This is a genomic window from Paraburkholderia sp. BL17N1, assembly GCF_003634175.1.
In the GTDB taxonomy this organism is placed as follows: domain Bacteria; phylum Pseudomonadota; class Gammaproteobacteria; order Burkholderiales; family Burkholderiaceae; genus Paraburkholderia.
The window spans coordinates 1,048,696-1,064,465 of the sequence record NZ_RBIW01000002.1 but is presented as its reverse complement, the minus strand read 5'-3'; the positions used below and the strand labels follow the sequence as shown (position 1 = coordinate 1,064,465).

General features: G+C 63.0%; 15 protein-coding genes. 8 read left to right on the top strand and 7 right to left on the bottom strand.

Features of this window, described 5'->3' with window-relative positions; all coding sequences use genetic code 11:
• Positions 1-10: 10 nt before the first annotated feature.
• The 4 genes from B0G82_RS24740 (at position 11) to B0G82_RS24720 (ending at position 3,425) form a co-directional block, all read left to right on the top strand.
• On the top strand, positions 11-1,369 hold the full coding sequence (locus B0G82_RS24740; protein WP_121310823.1) for an acyclic terpene utilization AtuA family protein: 1,359 nt from the start codon (positions 11-13) through the stop codon (positions 1,367-1,369).
• Position 1,370: 1 nt separating this feature from the next.
• Complete coding sequence (locus B0G82_RS24735; RefSeq protein ID WP_116123012.1) at positions 1,371-1,685, top strand: hypothetical protein; 315 nt, start codon at positions 1,371-1,373, stop codon at positions 1,683-1,685.
• Between the two features lie 173 nt (positions 1,686-1,858).
• Positions 1,859-2,083, top strand: coding sequence for a hypothetical protein (locus B0G82_RS24725; protein ID WP_199730167.1), 225 nt, complete (start codon positions 1,859-1,861; stop codon positions 2,081-2,083).
• Between the two features lie 232 nt (positions 2,084-2,315).
• The gene (locus B0G82_RS24720) at positions 2,316-3,425 is read left to right on the top strand and encodes an alkene reductase (RefSeq protein WP_121309358.1); all 1,110 of its coding nucleotides are present in this window, start codon (positions 2,316-2,318) and stop codon (positions 3,423-3,425) included.
• Between the two features lie 126 nt (positions 3,426-3,551).
• Here B0G82_RS24720 and B0G82_RS24715 read toward each other — a convergent pair whose 3' ends face one another.
• The 3 genes from B0G82_RS24715 to B0G82_RS24705 all read right to left on the bottom strand — a co-directional run bounded on the left by B0G82_RS24715 (position 3,552) and on the right by B0G82_RS24705 (position 5,536).
• Positions 3,552-4,574 carry a LysR family transcriptional regulator gene (locus B0G82_RS24715; protein ID WP_347237561.1) on the bottom strand — a complete coding sequence of 341 codons (1,023 nt, stop codon included), beginning with the start codon at positions 4,572-4,574 and terminating at the stop codon, positions 3,552-3,554.
• Positions 4,575-4,587: 13 nt separating this feature from the next.
• Positions 4,588-4,737 carry a hypothetical protein gene (locus B0G82_RS24710; RefSeq protein ID WP_199730166.1) on the bottom strand — a complete coding sequence of 50 codons (150 nt, stop codon included), beginning with the start codon at positions 4,735-4,737 and terminating at the stop codon, positions 4,588-4,590.
• A gap of 88 nt (positions 4,738-4,825) precedes the next feature.
• On the bottom strand, positions 4,826-5,536 hold the full coding sequence (locus B0G82_RS24705) for a FadR/GntR family transcriptional regulator (protein ID WP_116123910.1): 711 nt from the start codon (positions 5,534-5,536) through the stop codon (positions 4,826-4,828).
• Positions 5,537-5,957: 421 nt separating this feature from the next.
• Here B0G82_RS24705 and B0G82_RS24700 point away from each other — a divergent pair, with 421 nt between their 5' ends.
• From B0G82_RS24700 to kdgD, 3 genes are all read left to right on the top strand, one after another.
• Positions 5,958-7,289, top strand: coding sequence for an MFS transporter (locus B0G82_RS24700; RefSeq protein ID WP_121309357.1), 1,332 nt, complete (start codon positions 5,958-5,960; stop codon positions 7,287-7,289).
• A 132-nt stretch (positions 7,290-7,421) separates the two neighbouring features.
• Positions 7,422-8,771 carry a glucarate dehydratase gene (gene gudD, locus B0G82_RS24695; RefSeq protein WP_121309356.1) on the top strand — a complete coding sequence of 450 codons (1,350 nt, stop codon included), beginning with the start codon at positions 7,422-7,424 and terminating at the stop codon, positions 8,769-8,771.
• Between the two features lie 86 nt (positions 8,772-8,857).
• Positions 8,858-9,775 carry a 5-dehydro-4-deoxyglucarate dehydratase gene (gene kdgD / locus B0G82_RS24690; RefSeq protein ID WP_121309355.1) on the top strand — a complete coding sequence of 306 codons (918 nt, stop codon included), beginning with the start codon at positions 8,858-8,860 and terminating at the stop codon, positions 9,773-9,775.
• Positions 9,776-9,919: 144 nt separating this feature from the next.
• On the opposite strand, the gene B0G82_RS24685 is transcribed toward kdgD, so the two are convergent.
• From B0G82_RS24685 to B0G82_RS24675, 3 genes are all read right to left on the bottom strand, one after another.
• Entirely contained in the window at positions 9,920-11,428 is a 1,509-nt protein-coding gene (locus B0G82_RS24685; protein WP_121310819.1) for an MFS transporter, read from the bottom strand.
• A gap of 303 nt (positions 11,429-11,731) precedes the next feature.
• The gene (locus tag B0G82_RS24680) at positions 11,732-12,187 is read right to left on the bottom strand and encodes a type II 3-dehydroquinate dehydratase (protein WP_121309354.1); all 456 of its coding nucleotides are present in this window, start codon (positions 12,185-12,187) and stop codon (positions 11,732-11,734) included.
• Between the two features lie 61 nt (positions 12,188-12,248).
• On the bottom strand, positions 12,249-13,625 hold the full coding sequence (locus B0G82_RS24675; protein WP_121309353.1) for an MFS transporter: 1,377 nt from the start codon (positions 13,623-13,625) through the stop codon (positions 12,249-12,251).
• Positions 13,626-13,859: 234 nt separating this feature from the next.
• Between B0G82_RS24675 and B0G82_RS24670 the strand changes: the two genes are divergently transcribed.
• Positions 13,860-14,642: an IclR family transcriptional regulator gene (locus tag B0G82_RS24670; protein ID WP_116123017.1), complete on the top strand. Its 783-nt coding sequence runs from the start codon at positions 13,860-13,862 to the stop codon at positions 14,640-14,642.
• On the opposite strand, the gene B0G82_RS24665 is transcribed toward B0G82_RS24670, so the two are convergent.
• A complete protein-coding gene (locus B0G82_RS24665) occupies positions 14,616-15,722 on the bottom strand; it encodes an SDR family oxidoreductase (protein ID WP_121309352.1) in 1,107 nt (368 codons plus the stop codon). The two genes, B0G82_RS24670 and B0G82_RS24665, sit on opposite strands and share 27 nt — an antisense overlap.
• Positions 15,723-15,770 lie beyond the last annotated feature (48 nt).

The window sequence follows — 15,770 nt, the reverse complement described above, 5'->3', positions numbered from 1 at the left end:
TGTGACCAGCATGACAGCCACTCAATTTCAACGGGCCGTACGTATCGGCGCGGGCGCGGGTTATTCCGGCGATCGCATCGAACCGGCGGTCGAACTGGCGGAATACGGCGCGCTCGATTACCTCGTCTTCGAGTGCCTCGCGGAGCGGACGATCGCGATCGCGCAACAGGCGCGCAGCAAACACCCCGAACTCGGCTACGACCCGTTGCTCGAAACGCGCATGAAGGCGGTGTTGCCGGCCGCGTTGCGCAATGGCGTGCGGATCATTTCGAACATGGGTGCCGCGAACCCGCTCGCGGCGGCGCGCAAGACCGCGGAAATCGCGCGCTCGCTCGGTCTCGGCGACGTGAAGATTGCCGCCGTCACCGGTGACGACGTGCTCGACGTGGTACGTCAGGGCGATTTAAGTTTCGTGGAATCCGGAGAACGTGTCGCGGACTACAAGGAGCGGCTTGTGTCCGCGAACGCGTATCTCGGCGCGAGCGCGATCGTCGATGCGCTCGCGGCCGGTGCGCAGATCGTGTTGACCGGACGCGTGGCCGATCCTTCGCTGTTCGTCGCGCCGCTGATTCACGAATTCGGCTGGCGCATGGATGACTGGCAGACGCTCGGCCAGGCGACGGTGATCGGCCATCTGCTCGAATGCGCGGGGCAAATCACCGGCGGCTATTTCGCGGACCCGGGCTTCAAGGATGTTCCTGACCTCGCGAGACTCGGCTTTCCGATTGCCGAAGTCGGGCAGGACGGCGCCGTGGTTATCACCAAGCTCGCGCAAGCCGGCGGACGCGTCACTGAAGCGACGTGCAAGGAACAACTGCTGTACGAGATTCACGATCCGCAGCGCTATCTGCAACCGGACGTGGTCGCGGATTTCTCACAGGTTCGCGTCGCGCAGGAAGCGCCGGATCGCGTTCGCGTGAGCGGCGGGCGAGGCACGCCGCGCACGGATACGTTGAAGGTGTCGGTCGCTTATTTCGATGGCTATATCGGCGAAGGGCAAATTTCCTATGGCGGTCCGGGCGCGTTGGCGCGCGCGCGGCTCGCACTCGATATCGTGCGGGAACGGCTCGTGTTGACCGGCGTGGAGACGCGTGAATTGCGCTTCGATCTGATCGGCGTGAACACATTGCATGGCGAAACCGCAGCAGTCGGTTACGCCGAGCCGTACGAGGTACGAGCGCGAGTGGCGGGACGCACCACCTCGCTCGCTCAGGCCGTGCAGCTCGGTAACGAGGTGGAGACGCTTTACACCAACGGTCCGGCAGGCGGAGGCGGCGTCACGAAGTCGGCGCGCGAAGTCGTCGCGGTGCAATCGGTTTTGCTGTCGCGCGAGCATGTGACGCCGGCATTCTCGATGGTGGAGGCGTGAGATGAAATTACGTGAACTGGCTCATTCGCGCACCGGCGACAAAGGCAATACGTTGAACATCTCGGTGATCTGTTACGACGCGAAGCATTACGAACATCTACGCGCGGTACTGACGCCAGAACGCGTGAAGGCGCATCTGCGCGATGTCGTGCAGGGCGACGTGGTGCGCCATGAACTGCCCACAATTGCAGCGTTTAACTTCGTGCTCGGCAATGCGCTAGGCGGCGGTGTCACGCGTTCGCTCGCGCTCGATGCGCACGGCAAGTCGCTAAGTTCGGCGTTGATGGATCTCGATGTCGAGGCGCCTGCCTCGTAGTGCGCTGATACGTTTGCGGCTGCCTCAGGCGTCCGCTTCTTCCCAGGGCGGCACTGGCCGCCACGCTTCGATCAACTCATCGATAAAAAGCCGCACCTTCGGCGTGAGATGCCGGCGCGTCGGATAGATGGGGCATCGCGTACGGTGCGATCCCGCTGAGCCTCAGCATCTGGATGCAATGGACGCCGCCGGAACGCCCTGAGGCGGGTTCGTCGATGTTCGTGAGCACCGTGCAGACTCCGATCGCGCTCGGCGCGCTGGCGAGCGGCGCGGTGGTCCATCACCTCAGCGTCGCCTCGACGATGCACTTCGGCGGCTTGCTCGCGGTGCTGAGCCTGCTCGTGATCATGACGTTCAGCACACGTCACGCGAGCCTCAAGGACGTGCTCGACAAGTAACCGGTGCGCTGTTGAAACACAGTTGCCGCGCAATCGAAACAATCGGTGACTGCTGTGCAGTCCAGCAGGCGCAAGGGTTTCGGCGCATTGCGGACTGCAGGCTCCCAAGTCTTCGGAGCCGCGGCCCGTTTTTCTCGATGACCCGCGCCTATAGATTGTCAATCAACGCCAGACAGCGCTCGCGACGCTCGGCGGCAATCATTCACCGGATCACATCGAGAGAGAAAACACCATGAGCAAACTCTTTACGTCGGTCAAAGTAGGACCTTATGAATTCGCGCACCGCGTGGTGCTCGCACCGCTGACCCGCATGCGTGCCGAAGACGGCGCGCGCCCCGGCCGCCTGATGGCCGAGTATTACGCGCAACGCACTTCCGCAGGCGCATTGCTGATCGGCGAAGCGACCATTGCCGCCGTTGAAGGCAACGGCTACCTCGGCGCGCCCGGCCTTTACGACGACAGCCAGATCGCCGGCTGGCGCGAAGTCACCGACGCGGTGCACGCGAAGGGCGGCAGGATCTTCCTGCAGCTCTATCATGCGGGACGTCAGTCGAACGCTGAGTTGCAGCCGCAAGGACGGCGTCCGGTGGGACCGTCGGAAGTGCTGCATGGCGGCGTCGCTTACACCACGGCCGGCTGGATTCCCAACACGCCGAACCGCGCCCTGGAGATCGACGAGATCGCCGGCATTGTGGAGAGTTTCCGCACAGCGACTGAACGTGGCGTGAAGGCGGGCTTCGACGGCGTCGAATTGCACGCGGCGAACGGCTATCTGTTCGACCAGTTCCTGCAGGACGGCAGCAACAAGCGCGCGGATTTCTACGGTGGTTCGTTCGAAAATCGCGCGCGCCTTTTGATGGAAGCGACCCGTGCCGTGATTTCCGTGTGGGGCAGCAACAAGGTTGCCGTGCGTCTCGGGCCGAGCGGTTCGTGGGGCGACATGTCGGACAGCGATCCGGTCGGCCTCTTCAGTTATGTCGCGGCCGAACTGGCCAAGCTCGATCTCGCGTATTTGCATCTGATCGAGCCGCGCATCGCCGGCAATGTCGAAGATGAAAGCCGCAATCCGGATCCGGTCGCCGCGCAGACGATCCGCAAGCACTATGCGGGGACGATCATCGCCGCGGGTGGTTTCAAGCGCGATTCGGCGGAAGCGATCCTCGTCGACGGCGACGCCGATCTCGTCGCATTCGGCCGCGACTTTATCGCCAACCCGGATCTGCCGGAACGGCTGCGCCTTAATCTGCCGCTCAATGCATATGACCGCCCGACGTTTTTCGGCGGCACGGAAGTGGGCTATACGGACTATCCGTTTTATGAGGAAGAGGCCGTGAGCGCATAAGCTCGCTGAAGGCGCGAAGCAGGATGTCTCGTGGAAGCCGGTGTGCTCAGTATATTGCTGAATATGCCGGCTTTTTCGCGGGTGCGGTACGCGTTGATAGCGCCCGGGCGCCCGCAGGCTTCACATTCAAGCGCGGCCAGCGCCACGCGCTCCCGCCGCCGCCGCGGAAACCGGAAACAGATGCTCGCTCAGATAATCGACGAAGACTCGCGCTTTAGGCGAGATCTGACGCCCGGAAGGCCACAGCGCGCGAAACGCAGTCGGCGTATCCGTGTACGTTTGCAGCACGGCAACCAGCGTGCCTCCCGCGAGCTGCGCGCGTATCGTGAAGTCCGGCACGCAGGCGAGCCCCAGGTCCTGTTCGGCAAGCATCGTCAAAGGTTCGACGGCGGTGGCGATGGCTGTGGTCGGAAGGTCGATGTTCAGCAACTCGCCGTCGCGCATCAACGGCCAGCGCCGCAGCTTGTTGGTAGTGGGGAAACGATGTTGCAGGCACGCGTGCTCGCGCAGTTGCTCGGGCTCGCTGGGTATGCCGCGCTGCGCGAAGTAGGCGGGCGATCCGACGATCACATGCCGGTACGTGCCCATCGTGCGCGTGACGAGTGTGGAGTCGATCGCGTCGCCGGTGCGGGTCACGACATCGAAACCTTCTTCGATCACATCGACCATGCGGTCCGAGAAGTCGATATCGAGCACGATGTCCGGGTACGTCTTCATGAAAGCCGCGATCACCGGCATCATCAACGTGCTCACCATCGGCATGCTGACGCGCAGCAGTCCGCGCGGCGCGGCATTGGCGAGCGCCAGTTCGTTCTCGGCCGCTTCGATTTCTCCGATGATGCGCTGACAGCGCGTCAGAAAGGTCGCGCCTTCGGGCGTCAACGCGATGCTGCGCGTGCTGCGGTGAAAGAGGCGCACGCCGAGGCGTCCTTCGAGCCGCGAGATCGCCTTCCCCACCGCCGACGACGAAATGCCCAACTGGCGCCCCGCTTCAGTGAAGCTGCGAGTTTCGGCGGCGCGCACGAACACGTTGAGCGAGCCGAAGCGATCCATCGCGCCGGGCGAGGCGCCGCTCTCGCCGTTCACGGTCTGCGCGGGTACGCGCGCCGTGGCTGCGGCCGGACGACCTGGCTGATCGGGCTGCGTCATGGGAAGCTCCTTGTCAGGCCCGCTGCAAAACGCTGGAAAACAGCACTTCTTTCAGATTGACGACCGGCGCCGGATCGCGCTGCGCTTTGGCGAGCAGAAACGCGCTTTGCGTCGACGACACGATGAACGTGGCGAGTTGCTCGCAATTCGTGTCGGCTCGCACCTCGCCGTCCGGTTGGTATTTAAACCAGTACGATTGTATTTTTTGTGGGGATGAAAGGCGGCGGGGGAACCGCCGGCTTAAAGGCGAATCAGCCGCTCGCCTGGCTCAACTCGTGCGCGCGGCGCAGCCGTTCGCGGCTATTGCTCAGGTGCATGCGCATGGCGGCGCGCGCATCGTCCGGGTCTTGCCGTTCTATCGCGCGATAGATCATCTGATGCTCGCTGAGCACGTTGCGCAAATGCTCGATATGGTCGAGTTCCGCGATTTCCGCTGAGCCCAGACGCGTGCGAGGACTCACCGCGCGGCCAAGCTGGCTGAGCACGTCGAAGAAATAGCGATTGCCGCTCGCGCGTGCGATCTGCAAATGAAACTCGATGTCGTGCGCGAGCGTATCTGTGCTGCCGCGCTCGAGTTCGGACTCGAAACGCTCCAGCGCGGCGCGCATCTGCTTGAGATGCTGATCGGTGCGGCGTGCCGCGGCGAGTGCGGCGGAGGCGGCCTCGACATCGATGCGGAATTCGATGATCGCCATCACGTCGAGCATGCTGGAGAGATCGGCGGCGGGCAACTGCATGGTTTTTTCCGTGGCCGGCTCCAGCACGAAGGTGCCGATGCCGTGACGCGTTTCGACCACCTTGGCCGCCTGCAGGCGCGAAATCGCCTCACGCACCACGGAACGGCTCACCGAAAGCTGCTTCATCATCGCGACTTCGGTGGGAATGCGGTCGCCCGGCCTCAGGGCGCCGCGGCGGATTTCATCGGAAAGGGTGGCCACCACCTTCTCAGTTAGGCTGCTCATTTCTGTGGCTGGTTGATTGTTCGGCTGGAAATGCGCACGTTGCGCGTGCGAGTCGCGACGTGTGACGCTCGGTATAGCCATCATAGCGTTTGTCCGGACGAGAACGATTTGATTCTCGCGTTGCCGATGGTTTGCGTGGACGAGGTTCGACTGCAGAGTCCGTGCCGGACCGCGCGCTAATCTTCGATGAGGTCGGACGTCCTATTTATTGTCATTTCCCTTTCTGTTCGACACCACACTCCGCTTTGGAAGGGCTGAAACGGCCTGATTGCAGGGTAAACACGGCATTGGAAAGCGCGAAGCAAACACGGTAGACTGTCGTCAGACAACGTATCACGCGTTTGGAGCGTGAATCCGCGCTCCTGAACGCGCCGTGTTGCGCTCGATCAGGCCGCCTGAGCGGCCGAAACTGGAGACAATCTTGACGTCTGCTCTCACCACCGCCGCCGATCCGCTCGAATCAGCGGTCTCCAAGGTCAAGCGGCACGTGCTGCCGCTGTTTCTGATCATGTTCATCGCGAACTACATCGACCGCGTGAACATCGGCTTCGTCAATTCGCACATGCAGACCGATCTTGGTATCGGTGCTGCGGCTTACGGCCTCGGCAGCGGTCTGTTCTTTATCGGCTATGCGCTGTTCGAGGTGCCGTCGAACGTGTTGATGCAGAAGTACGGCGCGCGCGCGTGGCTCACCCGCATCATGGGCACATGGGGGCTGGTCGCGGCGGCGATGGCGTTCGTCTGGAACGACACCTCGTTCTATGTGTTGCGCTTTCTGCTCGGCGTTGCCGAAGCCGGCTTCTTTCCCGGCGTGGTCTTTTACTTCACGCAGTGGCTGCCGCAGAAGGAACGCGGCAAGGCGGTAGCGGTTTTTCTCAGCGGCTCCGCGCTTGCGTCGGTGTTGTCCGGTCCCATCACCGGCAGCCTGCTGTCCATTCGCGGCTTCGGTTTGCACGGCTGGCAATGGATGTTTCTCGTCGAAGGCGGTTTTTCGATCGTGTTGTGCGCGGTGAGCTGGACGCTGCTGAAGTCGCGTATTCGCGATGCCTCGTGGCTCACGGCCGAAGAGCAGCATGTGTTGCAAACTTCGATCGCGGCGGAGCAGGCCGAACGCGAGGCGCATGGCGGCGCGCATCTGCCGGCCTTGAAGCTGCTCAAGGATCCGCAGATTCTGCTGTTCTGCTTCCTCTATTTCGCGATTCAATTGACCATCTACGCGGCCACCTTCTGGCTGCCCACGATCATCCGCAAAATAGGCGGCCTGTCCGACTTCGAAGTCGGCATGCTCAACGCGATTCCGTGGCTTATCGCCATGTTCGCGATGTACTGTTTCGCGTTGTTGTCGGCGAAATGGCGCTTCCAGCAAGCGTGGCTCGCCGTGGCGCTCGTCATCGCAGCGTGTGGGCTGTTCGCTTCGACTTCAGGTGATCCGGTGCTGTCCTTTGTGGCGATCTGTTTCTCGGCGATCGGCTTCAAGGCGGCGGCTTCGCTGTTCTGGCCGATCCCGCAGGGTTATCTGGACGCACGCGTGGCCGCGGCGGTGATCGCGCTGATCAATTCGGTGGGCAATCTCGGCGGGTTCTTCGCGCCGGCGGCGTTCGGTTATCTGCAGCAGCATACCGGTTCGATTACCGGCGGCCTGTACGGCCTCGCGGTGGCTTCGTTGATCGCGGCGGCGGCCGGTTTCCTCGCGCGCAACCGGCGCGTGAATCACGCCGCGCTGCCGGAATCGCTCCAGCATAAAACTCACTGACTACACTGATTGACAGAGCCGCCCAGTATGCGTCACGTCATTGCCAGTTTCCGTCCGGTGCCGCTATCGAGCGCGCTCGCAAAGCGCCTCGATTTCCGCCGCCCGGCTCACTAACTCATCGGGTCCAACCTCATGTCCACGAAACCTTCCGAATCGAACGCTACTCCGGTCGTCACTGAACTGCGTGTCGTGCCCGTTGCCGGGCGCGACAGCATGTTGCTCAATCTGAGCGGCGCGCACGGCCCGTTCTTCACGCGCAATATCGTCATTCTGCGCGACAGCGCGGGGCACACCGGTGTCGGTGAAGTGCCGGGCGGCGAGAGTATCCGCAAGACTATCGACGACGCGCGTCCGCTCGTTGTCGGTCAGTCGATCGGCAATCTGCAAGCGGTCCTGAACAAGGCGCGCACGCAATTCGCCGACCGCGACGCCGGCGGCCGCGGTTTGCAGACCTTCGATCTGCGCACCACCATTCACGCGGTGACCGCGCTCGAAGCCGCGCTGCTCGATCTGCTCGGTCAGCATCTCGGCGTGCCCGTTGCCGCATTGCTCGGCGAAGGCCAGCAACGCGACGAAGTGGAAATGCTCGGCTATCTGTTCTATATCGGCGACCGCAGGAAAACCGATCTGGAATATGCGAGCGGCGCCGAAGGCCGCGACGACTGGGAGCGCGTGCGTACCGAAGAAGCCATGACGCCCGAGGCGGTGGTGCGTCTGGCTGAAGCCGCGCAAGCGCGCTATGGCTTCAACGACTTCAAGCTCAAAGGCGGCGTGCTGTCGGGCGACGCCGAGATCGAAGCCGTCACCGCGCTCGCCGAACGTTTCCCGAAAGCCCGCGTCACGCTGGACCCGAACGGCGCCTGGTCGCTCGCCGAAGCGGTGCGCCTGTGCCGCGATCAGCACGACGTGCTCGCCTACGCGGAAGATCCGTGCGGCGCGGAAAACGGTTATTCAGGCCGCGAAGTGATGGCCGAATTCCGCCGCGCGACCGGCTTGCCGACGGCGACCAACATGATCGCGACCGACTGGCGCCAGATGGGTCACGCGATCCAGTTGCACTCCGTGGATATTCCGCTGGCCGATCCGCATTTCTGGACCATGCAGGGCTCGGTGCGCGTCGCGCAGATGTGCAACGACTGGGGCCTCACGTGGGGTTCGCACTCGAATAATCACTTCGACATTTCGCTCGCGATGTTCACGCACGTGGCGGCCGCCGCGCCCGGCAAGATCACCGCGATCGACACGCACTGGATCTGGCAGGACGGCCAGCGTCTGACGCGAGAGCCGCTGCGGATTGTCGGCGGCAAGGTCAAGGTGCCGCAGGCCGCGGGGCTCGGTATCGAACTCGACATGGACGAGATCGAGAAGGCGCACGCGCTTTATCAGCAGCACGGCCTGGGCGCGCGCGACGACGGCGTGGCCATGCAATACCTGATTCCGAACTGGAAGTTCGATAACAAGCGTCCGTGCCTGGTGCGCTAATCCAATCATGATCCGGGCGGCGGCGCGAATCACCGCGCGCGCCCACCACGCCTGACGCCCTAAACGCTATACGCGCCATACACGCCATGACTTCACCTCAAGAACTCAAAACCATCGTTTCCGAAGGGCTGCTGTCCTTTCCCGTGACCGACTTCGACGCCCACGGCGAGTTTCGCGCCGACACCTATGCTGCGCGCCTCGAATGGCTCGCGCCCTACGGCGCGACTGCGTTGTTCGCCGCGGGCGGCACGGGCGAATTCTTTTCGCTGACGAAAACCGACTACACGAACGTGATCCGCACGGCGACCGACACCTGCCGGGGCAAGGTGCCGATTCTCGCGGGCGCGGGCGGCCCGACGCGCGTCGCGATCGACTACGCTCAGGAAGCCGAACGTCTTGGCGCAAGCGGCGTGTTGCTGATGCCGCATTATCTGACCGAAGCCTCACAGGAAGGCATCGCGGCACACGTCGAGCAGGTGTGCAAGGCCGTGCCGAACATCGGCGTGATCGTCTACAACCGGGCGAATTCGAAGCTGAACGCGGACATGCTCGAACGTCTCGCGGACCGCTGTCCGAACCTGATCGGCTTCAAGGATGGCGTGGGTGAAATCGAAGCGATGGTGACGATTCGCCGGCGCCTAGGCGACCGTTTCTCCTATCTCGGCGGCCTGCCGACCGCGGAAGTTTATGCGGCGGCGTATAAGGCGCTGGGTGTGCCGGTGTATTCATCGGCGGTGTTCAACTTCATTCCGAAGACGGCGATGGAGTTTTACCGCGCGGTCGCTGCCAACGATCATGCAACGCAAGGCAGGCTGCTCGATGAGTTCTTTTTGCCGTATCTGGCAATCCGGAATCGTCGCGCGGGTTACGCGGTGAGCATTGTGAAGGCGGGCGCGAAACTGGTAGGCCACGACGCCGGCCCGATACGCGCACCGCTGACCGATTTGACAGAAGAAGAAATCGTGCAACTCGATGTGCTGATCAAAAAGCTCGGCGCGCAGTAAGCGGACGCTGGATTTGCGCCAATCCAACGCCGCGATCTTCGCGCGGCGTTTGTCTCAACGGTTCGACCGACCGCTGGGATTCCCACGCAACGACGGCGACCGATAGGGTCTCTACGCGGCCTGCGCCGAGACCCGTCGCCGCCTTCAACTCTTGCGAAACACCACGTGAGAGATCCGCTGCACCAGCAACGCGGCCGCCAGCGCAGCGACCGCCGTCAGCCACACGCCGATGTGAATCGACTGCACCAGCGCATCGCGCGCCGTGTCGATCAACGCGAGCGTATTGAGCCCTGATGGCTTCATATCCGCGATCAGCTTCAGACGCGACGCTTCGTCGATGAGAATGCGCAGATCGACAAAGCGAGGCCGCCATTGCGACGCGGCCGGTTCGCCGATCACGCTCATCGTGCGCGTGACCACGTCGCGGTAATGGTGCTGCACCACCGTCGCGACAATGCTCGTGCCGAGCATCCCGCCCACCATGCGCGTGGATTGCAGCAGCGCGGTCGTGATGCCGAAGCGCTCGCGTCCGGCAATTTCCTGGGCGAACACATTCAGATTGTTGAGGATGAAGCCGAGGCCGATGCCGACCGCGGCCATCGGCAATTCGATCCACACGTGCGGTGTGTCCGGATTCGCAAACGCCAGCGCGATGGCGGCGAACAGCAGCAGCGCAAAACCGATCGACAAAATTTGCGTTGGCTTCTTCATGTGAATCACGATGCGCGTATTCAGCAGACTGCCGAGCGCGATACAGGCGGCGATGGGCGTCGCCAGCAGGCCGGCCTGTTGCGGCGACAATCCGAAGCCGCCTTGCAGCAGCAGCGGCGCGAAGAAAATCAGCGAGAACATCACGAAGCCGGACAGCATGCCGAGCGTAAAGAGCGTGACGAGTTGCGGGTCGTTGAACAGGTCGAGCGGAATGATCGGGTGGGTGGCGCGCTTTTCGCAGATCAGTAGCGCGATTGCGCCCACGATCACGCAAGCAGCCAGCGTGAGATTGCCGGCGGTCAGGCCGTTCTTCGGCACGGCTTCGATAAAAGCCTGCAGGCCGCCGAGCACCGCCGCGACGAGCGCCGCACCGAGCCAGTCGATTTTGACTTCGCCTTCATGCGGACGCCGGAAGGCCGGCAGATGCGCCCAGATGAAATACAGCGCCGCCGCACCGACCGGCAGATTGATCAGAAAGGTCGAGCGCCAGCCCCAGTGTTCGCTCATCCAGCCGCCGAGCGACGGTCCCGCCGCGGTGCCGATGCCGTACGCGGCGGCCATCACCACTTGCCAGCGCACTCGCGCGCGCGGATCGGGAAACAGATCGGGAATCGAGGCGAACGCGGTGCCCACCATCATCCCGCCGCCGACGCCTTGCAAGCCGCGTGCGATCACGAGAAAGAGCATGTCGTTCGCGACACCGCAGAGCACCGACGCCACCGTGAACGTGATCACCGCGGCGATCACGAAACGCTTGCGGCCGAAGTAGTCGCCGAGCCGCCCGAACACCGGCACGGTGACCACCGACGCCAGCAGATACGCACTGGCGATCCACGCGTAGTACTCGAAGCCATGCAGCTCGGCGACGATTGAAGGCAGCGCGGTGCTGACGACCGTCTGATCGAGTGCGACCAGCATGTTGACGAGGCCGATGCCGAGCATGGCGAACAGGGCGTTGCGGAACGGCAGGGCAGTGGCAGTCGGATTCACGGATCTGAGGGCAAGGCGTTTCAAGGCGGACGCTGCGCGGCCGGCGCGGGTCAGGGTCTTGACGACGGTGTCCTCTAGTTGTCTGACCTCTTGCAACGGATTATACGGGTTTCCCCTTAATCAAAACTATTCGCCGGGACGTCAGGCAGAAAAATGCCGTGCGCGGGCGGCACGGCATGGCGAGTGGGTGAGGCGGCAAGCGGCACTTGAGTCGCGCGCGGGCCGGGCGGCCCCACGCATGATGCAGTCTCAGCGTCAGGCGAAGCTCGGACTTTTCCCGAGCGCCATCGCCATTGCTTGCAGCGCGACGAGATAGCCGTTCGCGCCGAGTCCGCAAATCACGCCGGTGGCCGCGCGCGAAATCAGCGAATGGCGATAGGTTTCGTCGCGCTTGTGGATGTTGGTGATGTGCAGTTCGATCAACGGTCGCTCGATCAGCTTGACCGCGTCGAACACCGGCACCGACGCGAACGAAAAGCCCGCGGGGTTGATGATCACCGCGGCATCGCGCTCGAATGCTTCCTGCAGCCAGTCGACCATGGTGGCCTCGCTGTTGGTCTGGCGGAACTCGCATTGAAGCTCCAGCCGGACCGCGAGCGTCTCGACCTGCTGCTGGATTTGCGCCAGAGTAGTCGTCCCATACAGATGCGGCTCACGCTTGCCGAGCATGTTGAGGTTCGAGCCATTCAGTACATATACGAGTTCAGTCATTGTTCGATCGCCTGTTTGCAAATTTTTGGTGATTCAGCGCGACGCCGCAGCGCCGCGCGTATTACGTGCGGTGGCTGTTGCTCACACTCGCCGTCGCGAAGTCCGCTTCGCCCGTGACGGCCGCCGTCGAGTCGGTGCGGTTCATATCGATGCCGAGGGTTTCGCGCGCCGTCAGGATCATCACGAGCGAAATCACGTTGAAGACCACGCACACGGCGACGACGCCCCACGGCGAGCCGTTGCACACGGAGAAGAGCCACACGGCCAGCACCGGCATCGGACCGCCCGCCACCAGATTCGCACCGGTATAAGCGAGCGCGGAGCCGGAGTAGCGCACATTGGTCGGAAACGCTTCGGCGAACGCGACCGGCTGAATGCCGCTTTGAAACTGCGTGAAGCCGAGGAAGAAGCCCATCGCCGCGAGCATCGGCACAAAGCTTTTGGTGTCGAGAATCTGGAAGTACACGAAGAGCATCAGCAAGGTTGCGATTGAACCGATCGCAAGCGCCTTCTTGCGGCCGATCTTGTCGCTCAGCATGCCGCCGGCAAGCGCGCCGACGATCGCGCAGACATTCGCGCCCATCAGCAGCAGAAAGCCAGTTTGTTTGGGAATGGCGAGCGTCTTCGTGATGTAGCTGAGCGAGAACACCACGATCAGGTAGAAGATCGCCGCAGGTCCGCAGAAGAACAGCATCCAGCGCAGCACGGTTCTCCAGTGCAGGCGCAATGCGTCGCGCAGCGGGCTGCCCACGTGTGCGACCTCCGTTTTACGCAGCGCGACGAAGGCGGGCGTCTCGCTGACTCGCAAGCGGATATACACGCCGACCACCACCAGGATGAAGCTCAGTATGAAGGGAATGCGCCAGCCGTACGAGTCGAATGCCTGCGCCGACATCGTCGATGACAGCAAAAGCAGCACGCCGTTGGCCATGATCTGACTGAGCGGCGAGCACAGACCTAGCAGCCCGGAGTACTTGCCGCGCCGGTCGGCGCTGGCGTGTTCGATCGCCATCAATTGCGCGCCGGTCGACTCGCCGCCCAGCGCGAAGCCTTGCAGAATGCGCAACAGCACCAGCAGGACCGGCGCCCAGACGCCGATGCTCGCGTAGGTCGGCAGCAGGCCCATCAGCATCGAGGCGAGGCCCATCACCGTGACGGTGCCGAGCATGAGGTTGCGTCGCCCGAGCTTGTCGCCCAGATGGCCGCAGATGATCGCGCCGAGCGGCCGCGCCGCCAGTCCCACGCCGAAGGTCGCGAGCGAGGCGAGCAGGGCGGAGGTCGAATCCATCGACGGGAAAAACAGCTTGGGTAAAACCGTGGCGGCCAATGCGCCGTAAAGCGTGAAGTCGAACCACTCGAGCGCGGTGCCGACGGCCGCCGCCGTCACCGCTCGCGTGCGCATCGCAGCATGCGTGCCTTGTTGTGTGTCCTGAATCATGTTGTCTCCTTAACCGTCGCCGCACGGGGTGCAGGTCGCAAGCAATGAGTGCTGCTGACCGTTTCCCGCTCTCTTGTCTGATCGATGAACTCGGGGCGCTCACTCGCTGTGTGCTTCGCGCCGCCTTGAAACCAAGGTTAGCACCCCTAGGTGGGATGCCGTTCCAGGGTGGAATTTCATCTCATAATGTGCAAAACTGGCAGCGCGAAAACCTCATAAAAGATGGAGACCGGCATGCCAGGCGTTACGGAACGCACCCTCGCGGTACTCGAATTTCTCGCCGCGCAAATGGAGGGCACGCCGCTCGCCATGATCGCGGACGAACTCGATATTCCGCGCAGCGCGTGCCATCGGCTGCTCGTCGATCTGAAGCAATGCGGTTATGTGCGGCAGTTGCGCGAGCATGGCGATTACGTGCTCACTACCAAGCTCGTCGGTTTAGGGCTCGGGTTTCTCGCGACGTCCGGCATCGTCGACATCGCACAGACGATGCTCGACCGGCTCGCCGAGACATCCGGCGAACTGGTGCGGCTGGCAATCGTGGACGGCGACCGGCTGACGTGGGTCGCGAAGGCGCAAGGCGCATTAAAGGGCTTGCGCTACGACCCGGACATGGGCATGGACACGATCCTTTCGTGCAGCGCCACGGGCCATGCATGGATGATGACGATGACCGACGAACGCGCGCTCGAACTCGTCTCGCGGCAAGGTTTCGGACAACCGAAGCAATACGGTCCCAACGCGCCGACGACGATCAGCGGCCTGCTGAAGTTCGTGCACGCCGCGCGTGAAAAAGGCTACGCGACGATCAACGAGGTGTTCGCCCCCGGCATGACGGCAATGGCCGCCCCCGTGCAGCGGCGCGGCTATCCCGCGATGGGCGTGATCAGCATTGCCGGGCCGCTCGTGCGGCTCGACGAAAAACGCATGGCCAGCCTCGGCTCGACACTGCTCGCGGCGGCCTCGGAACTCGCCGCCGCGAGCCATGCGTCACCTCTGTTCAATCGAGGCCGCTAGCCGCGTGCGCGTATCGCTGGGAATGATGCGCTCGGCCTTCAACCGCTCGAACAGCGCGAAGAACGAGTCGGGCGTGCTCTGGTAATCGAGGAAGCCTGCCTGCCGGCTCTTTGTCATATCCGTGAGCACTTCCATCGGCCGGCCGAGGTCCGCGTCGGTGTGCCACCACGAGGCGAGCTTGCCGATATCGGCCTCCTTCAGATCGAAGCGCGCGGCGATATCGGCCCATGCCTTGCCGGCGTCCTGCATGCGGCTTTCGAGCGGACGTGTTTCGCCATCGAACGGTACGGCTTCGATCCCGAAGTAGCCGGCGATTTGCGACCACATCCATTTCCAGCGGAACACGTCGCCGTTGACCACGTTGAAGTCTTCATTGCGCGCCTTCGCGGACGTGGCGGCCCACTCCAGGTGACGCGCGAGCAGGCGCGCGTCGGTCATGTCGGTGAGGCTGTTCCATTGCGCCTCGGAGCCGGGGAAGATGAACGGCTGACCGGTCTGCTTGCACAAGGTCGCGTAGACGGCGAGCGTCACGCCCATGTTCATTGCGTTGCCGAGCGCGAAGCCGATGATCGTATGCGGACGATGCACGCTCCAACTGAAATCGTAGCGCTGCGCGGCGTCGAATAGACGGTCTTCCTGCTCGTAGTAAAAGTTGTCGACCGGCTGGCGCCCCTGTTCCTCGCGAAACGGCGTGATGGGCACGGCACCGGTCGCATACGCTTCGAACGGGCCGAGGTAATGCTTCAGTCCTGTCACGAGCGCGGCATGTTCGAGCGTGCCCGATGGACCCACGGCGTCCATGACGTGGCGCACCATCGCACCGTTCACGCGAATGTTGTCTTTTTCAGTCGCCTGCCGCGACCACGCTGTGAGGAACACATGACTGAATGCTTTGCCCGCGAGTGCTTCGCTGACGGACTCGGCCGATTGCAGATCCGCCGTTATCGATTCGATCGCCGGCGACACCGGCGTGCGCCCGCGCGAAAGTCCGGCGACGTGCCAGCCGTTCGAAAGCAGCTGGTCCGCAAGATTGCCGCCGACAATGCCGCTTGCGCCGATGATGAGTGCTCGTTTTTCCATAGGAGTAAAGCTCGGTAAGGGATGGCTGCTGCGATAAGAGAGTGACCC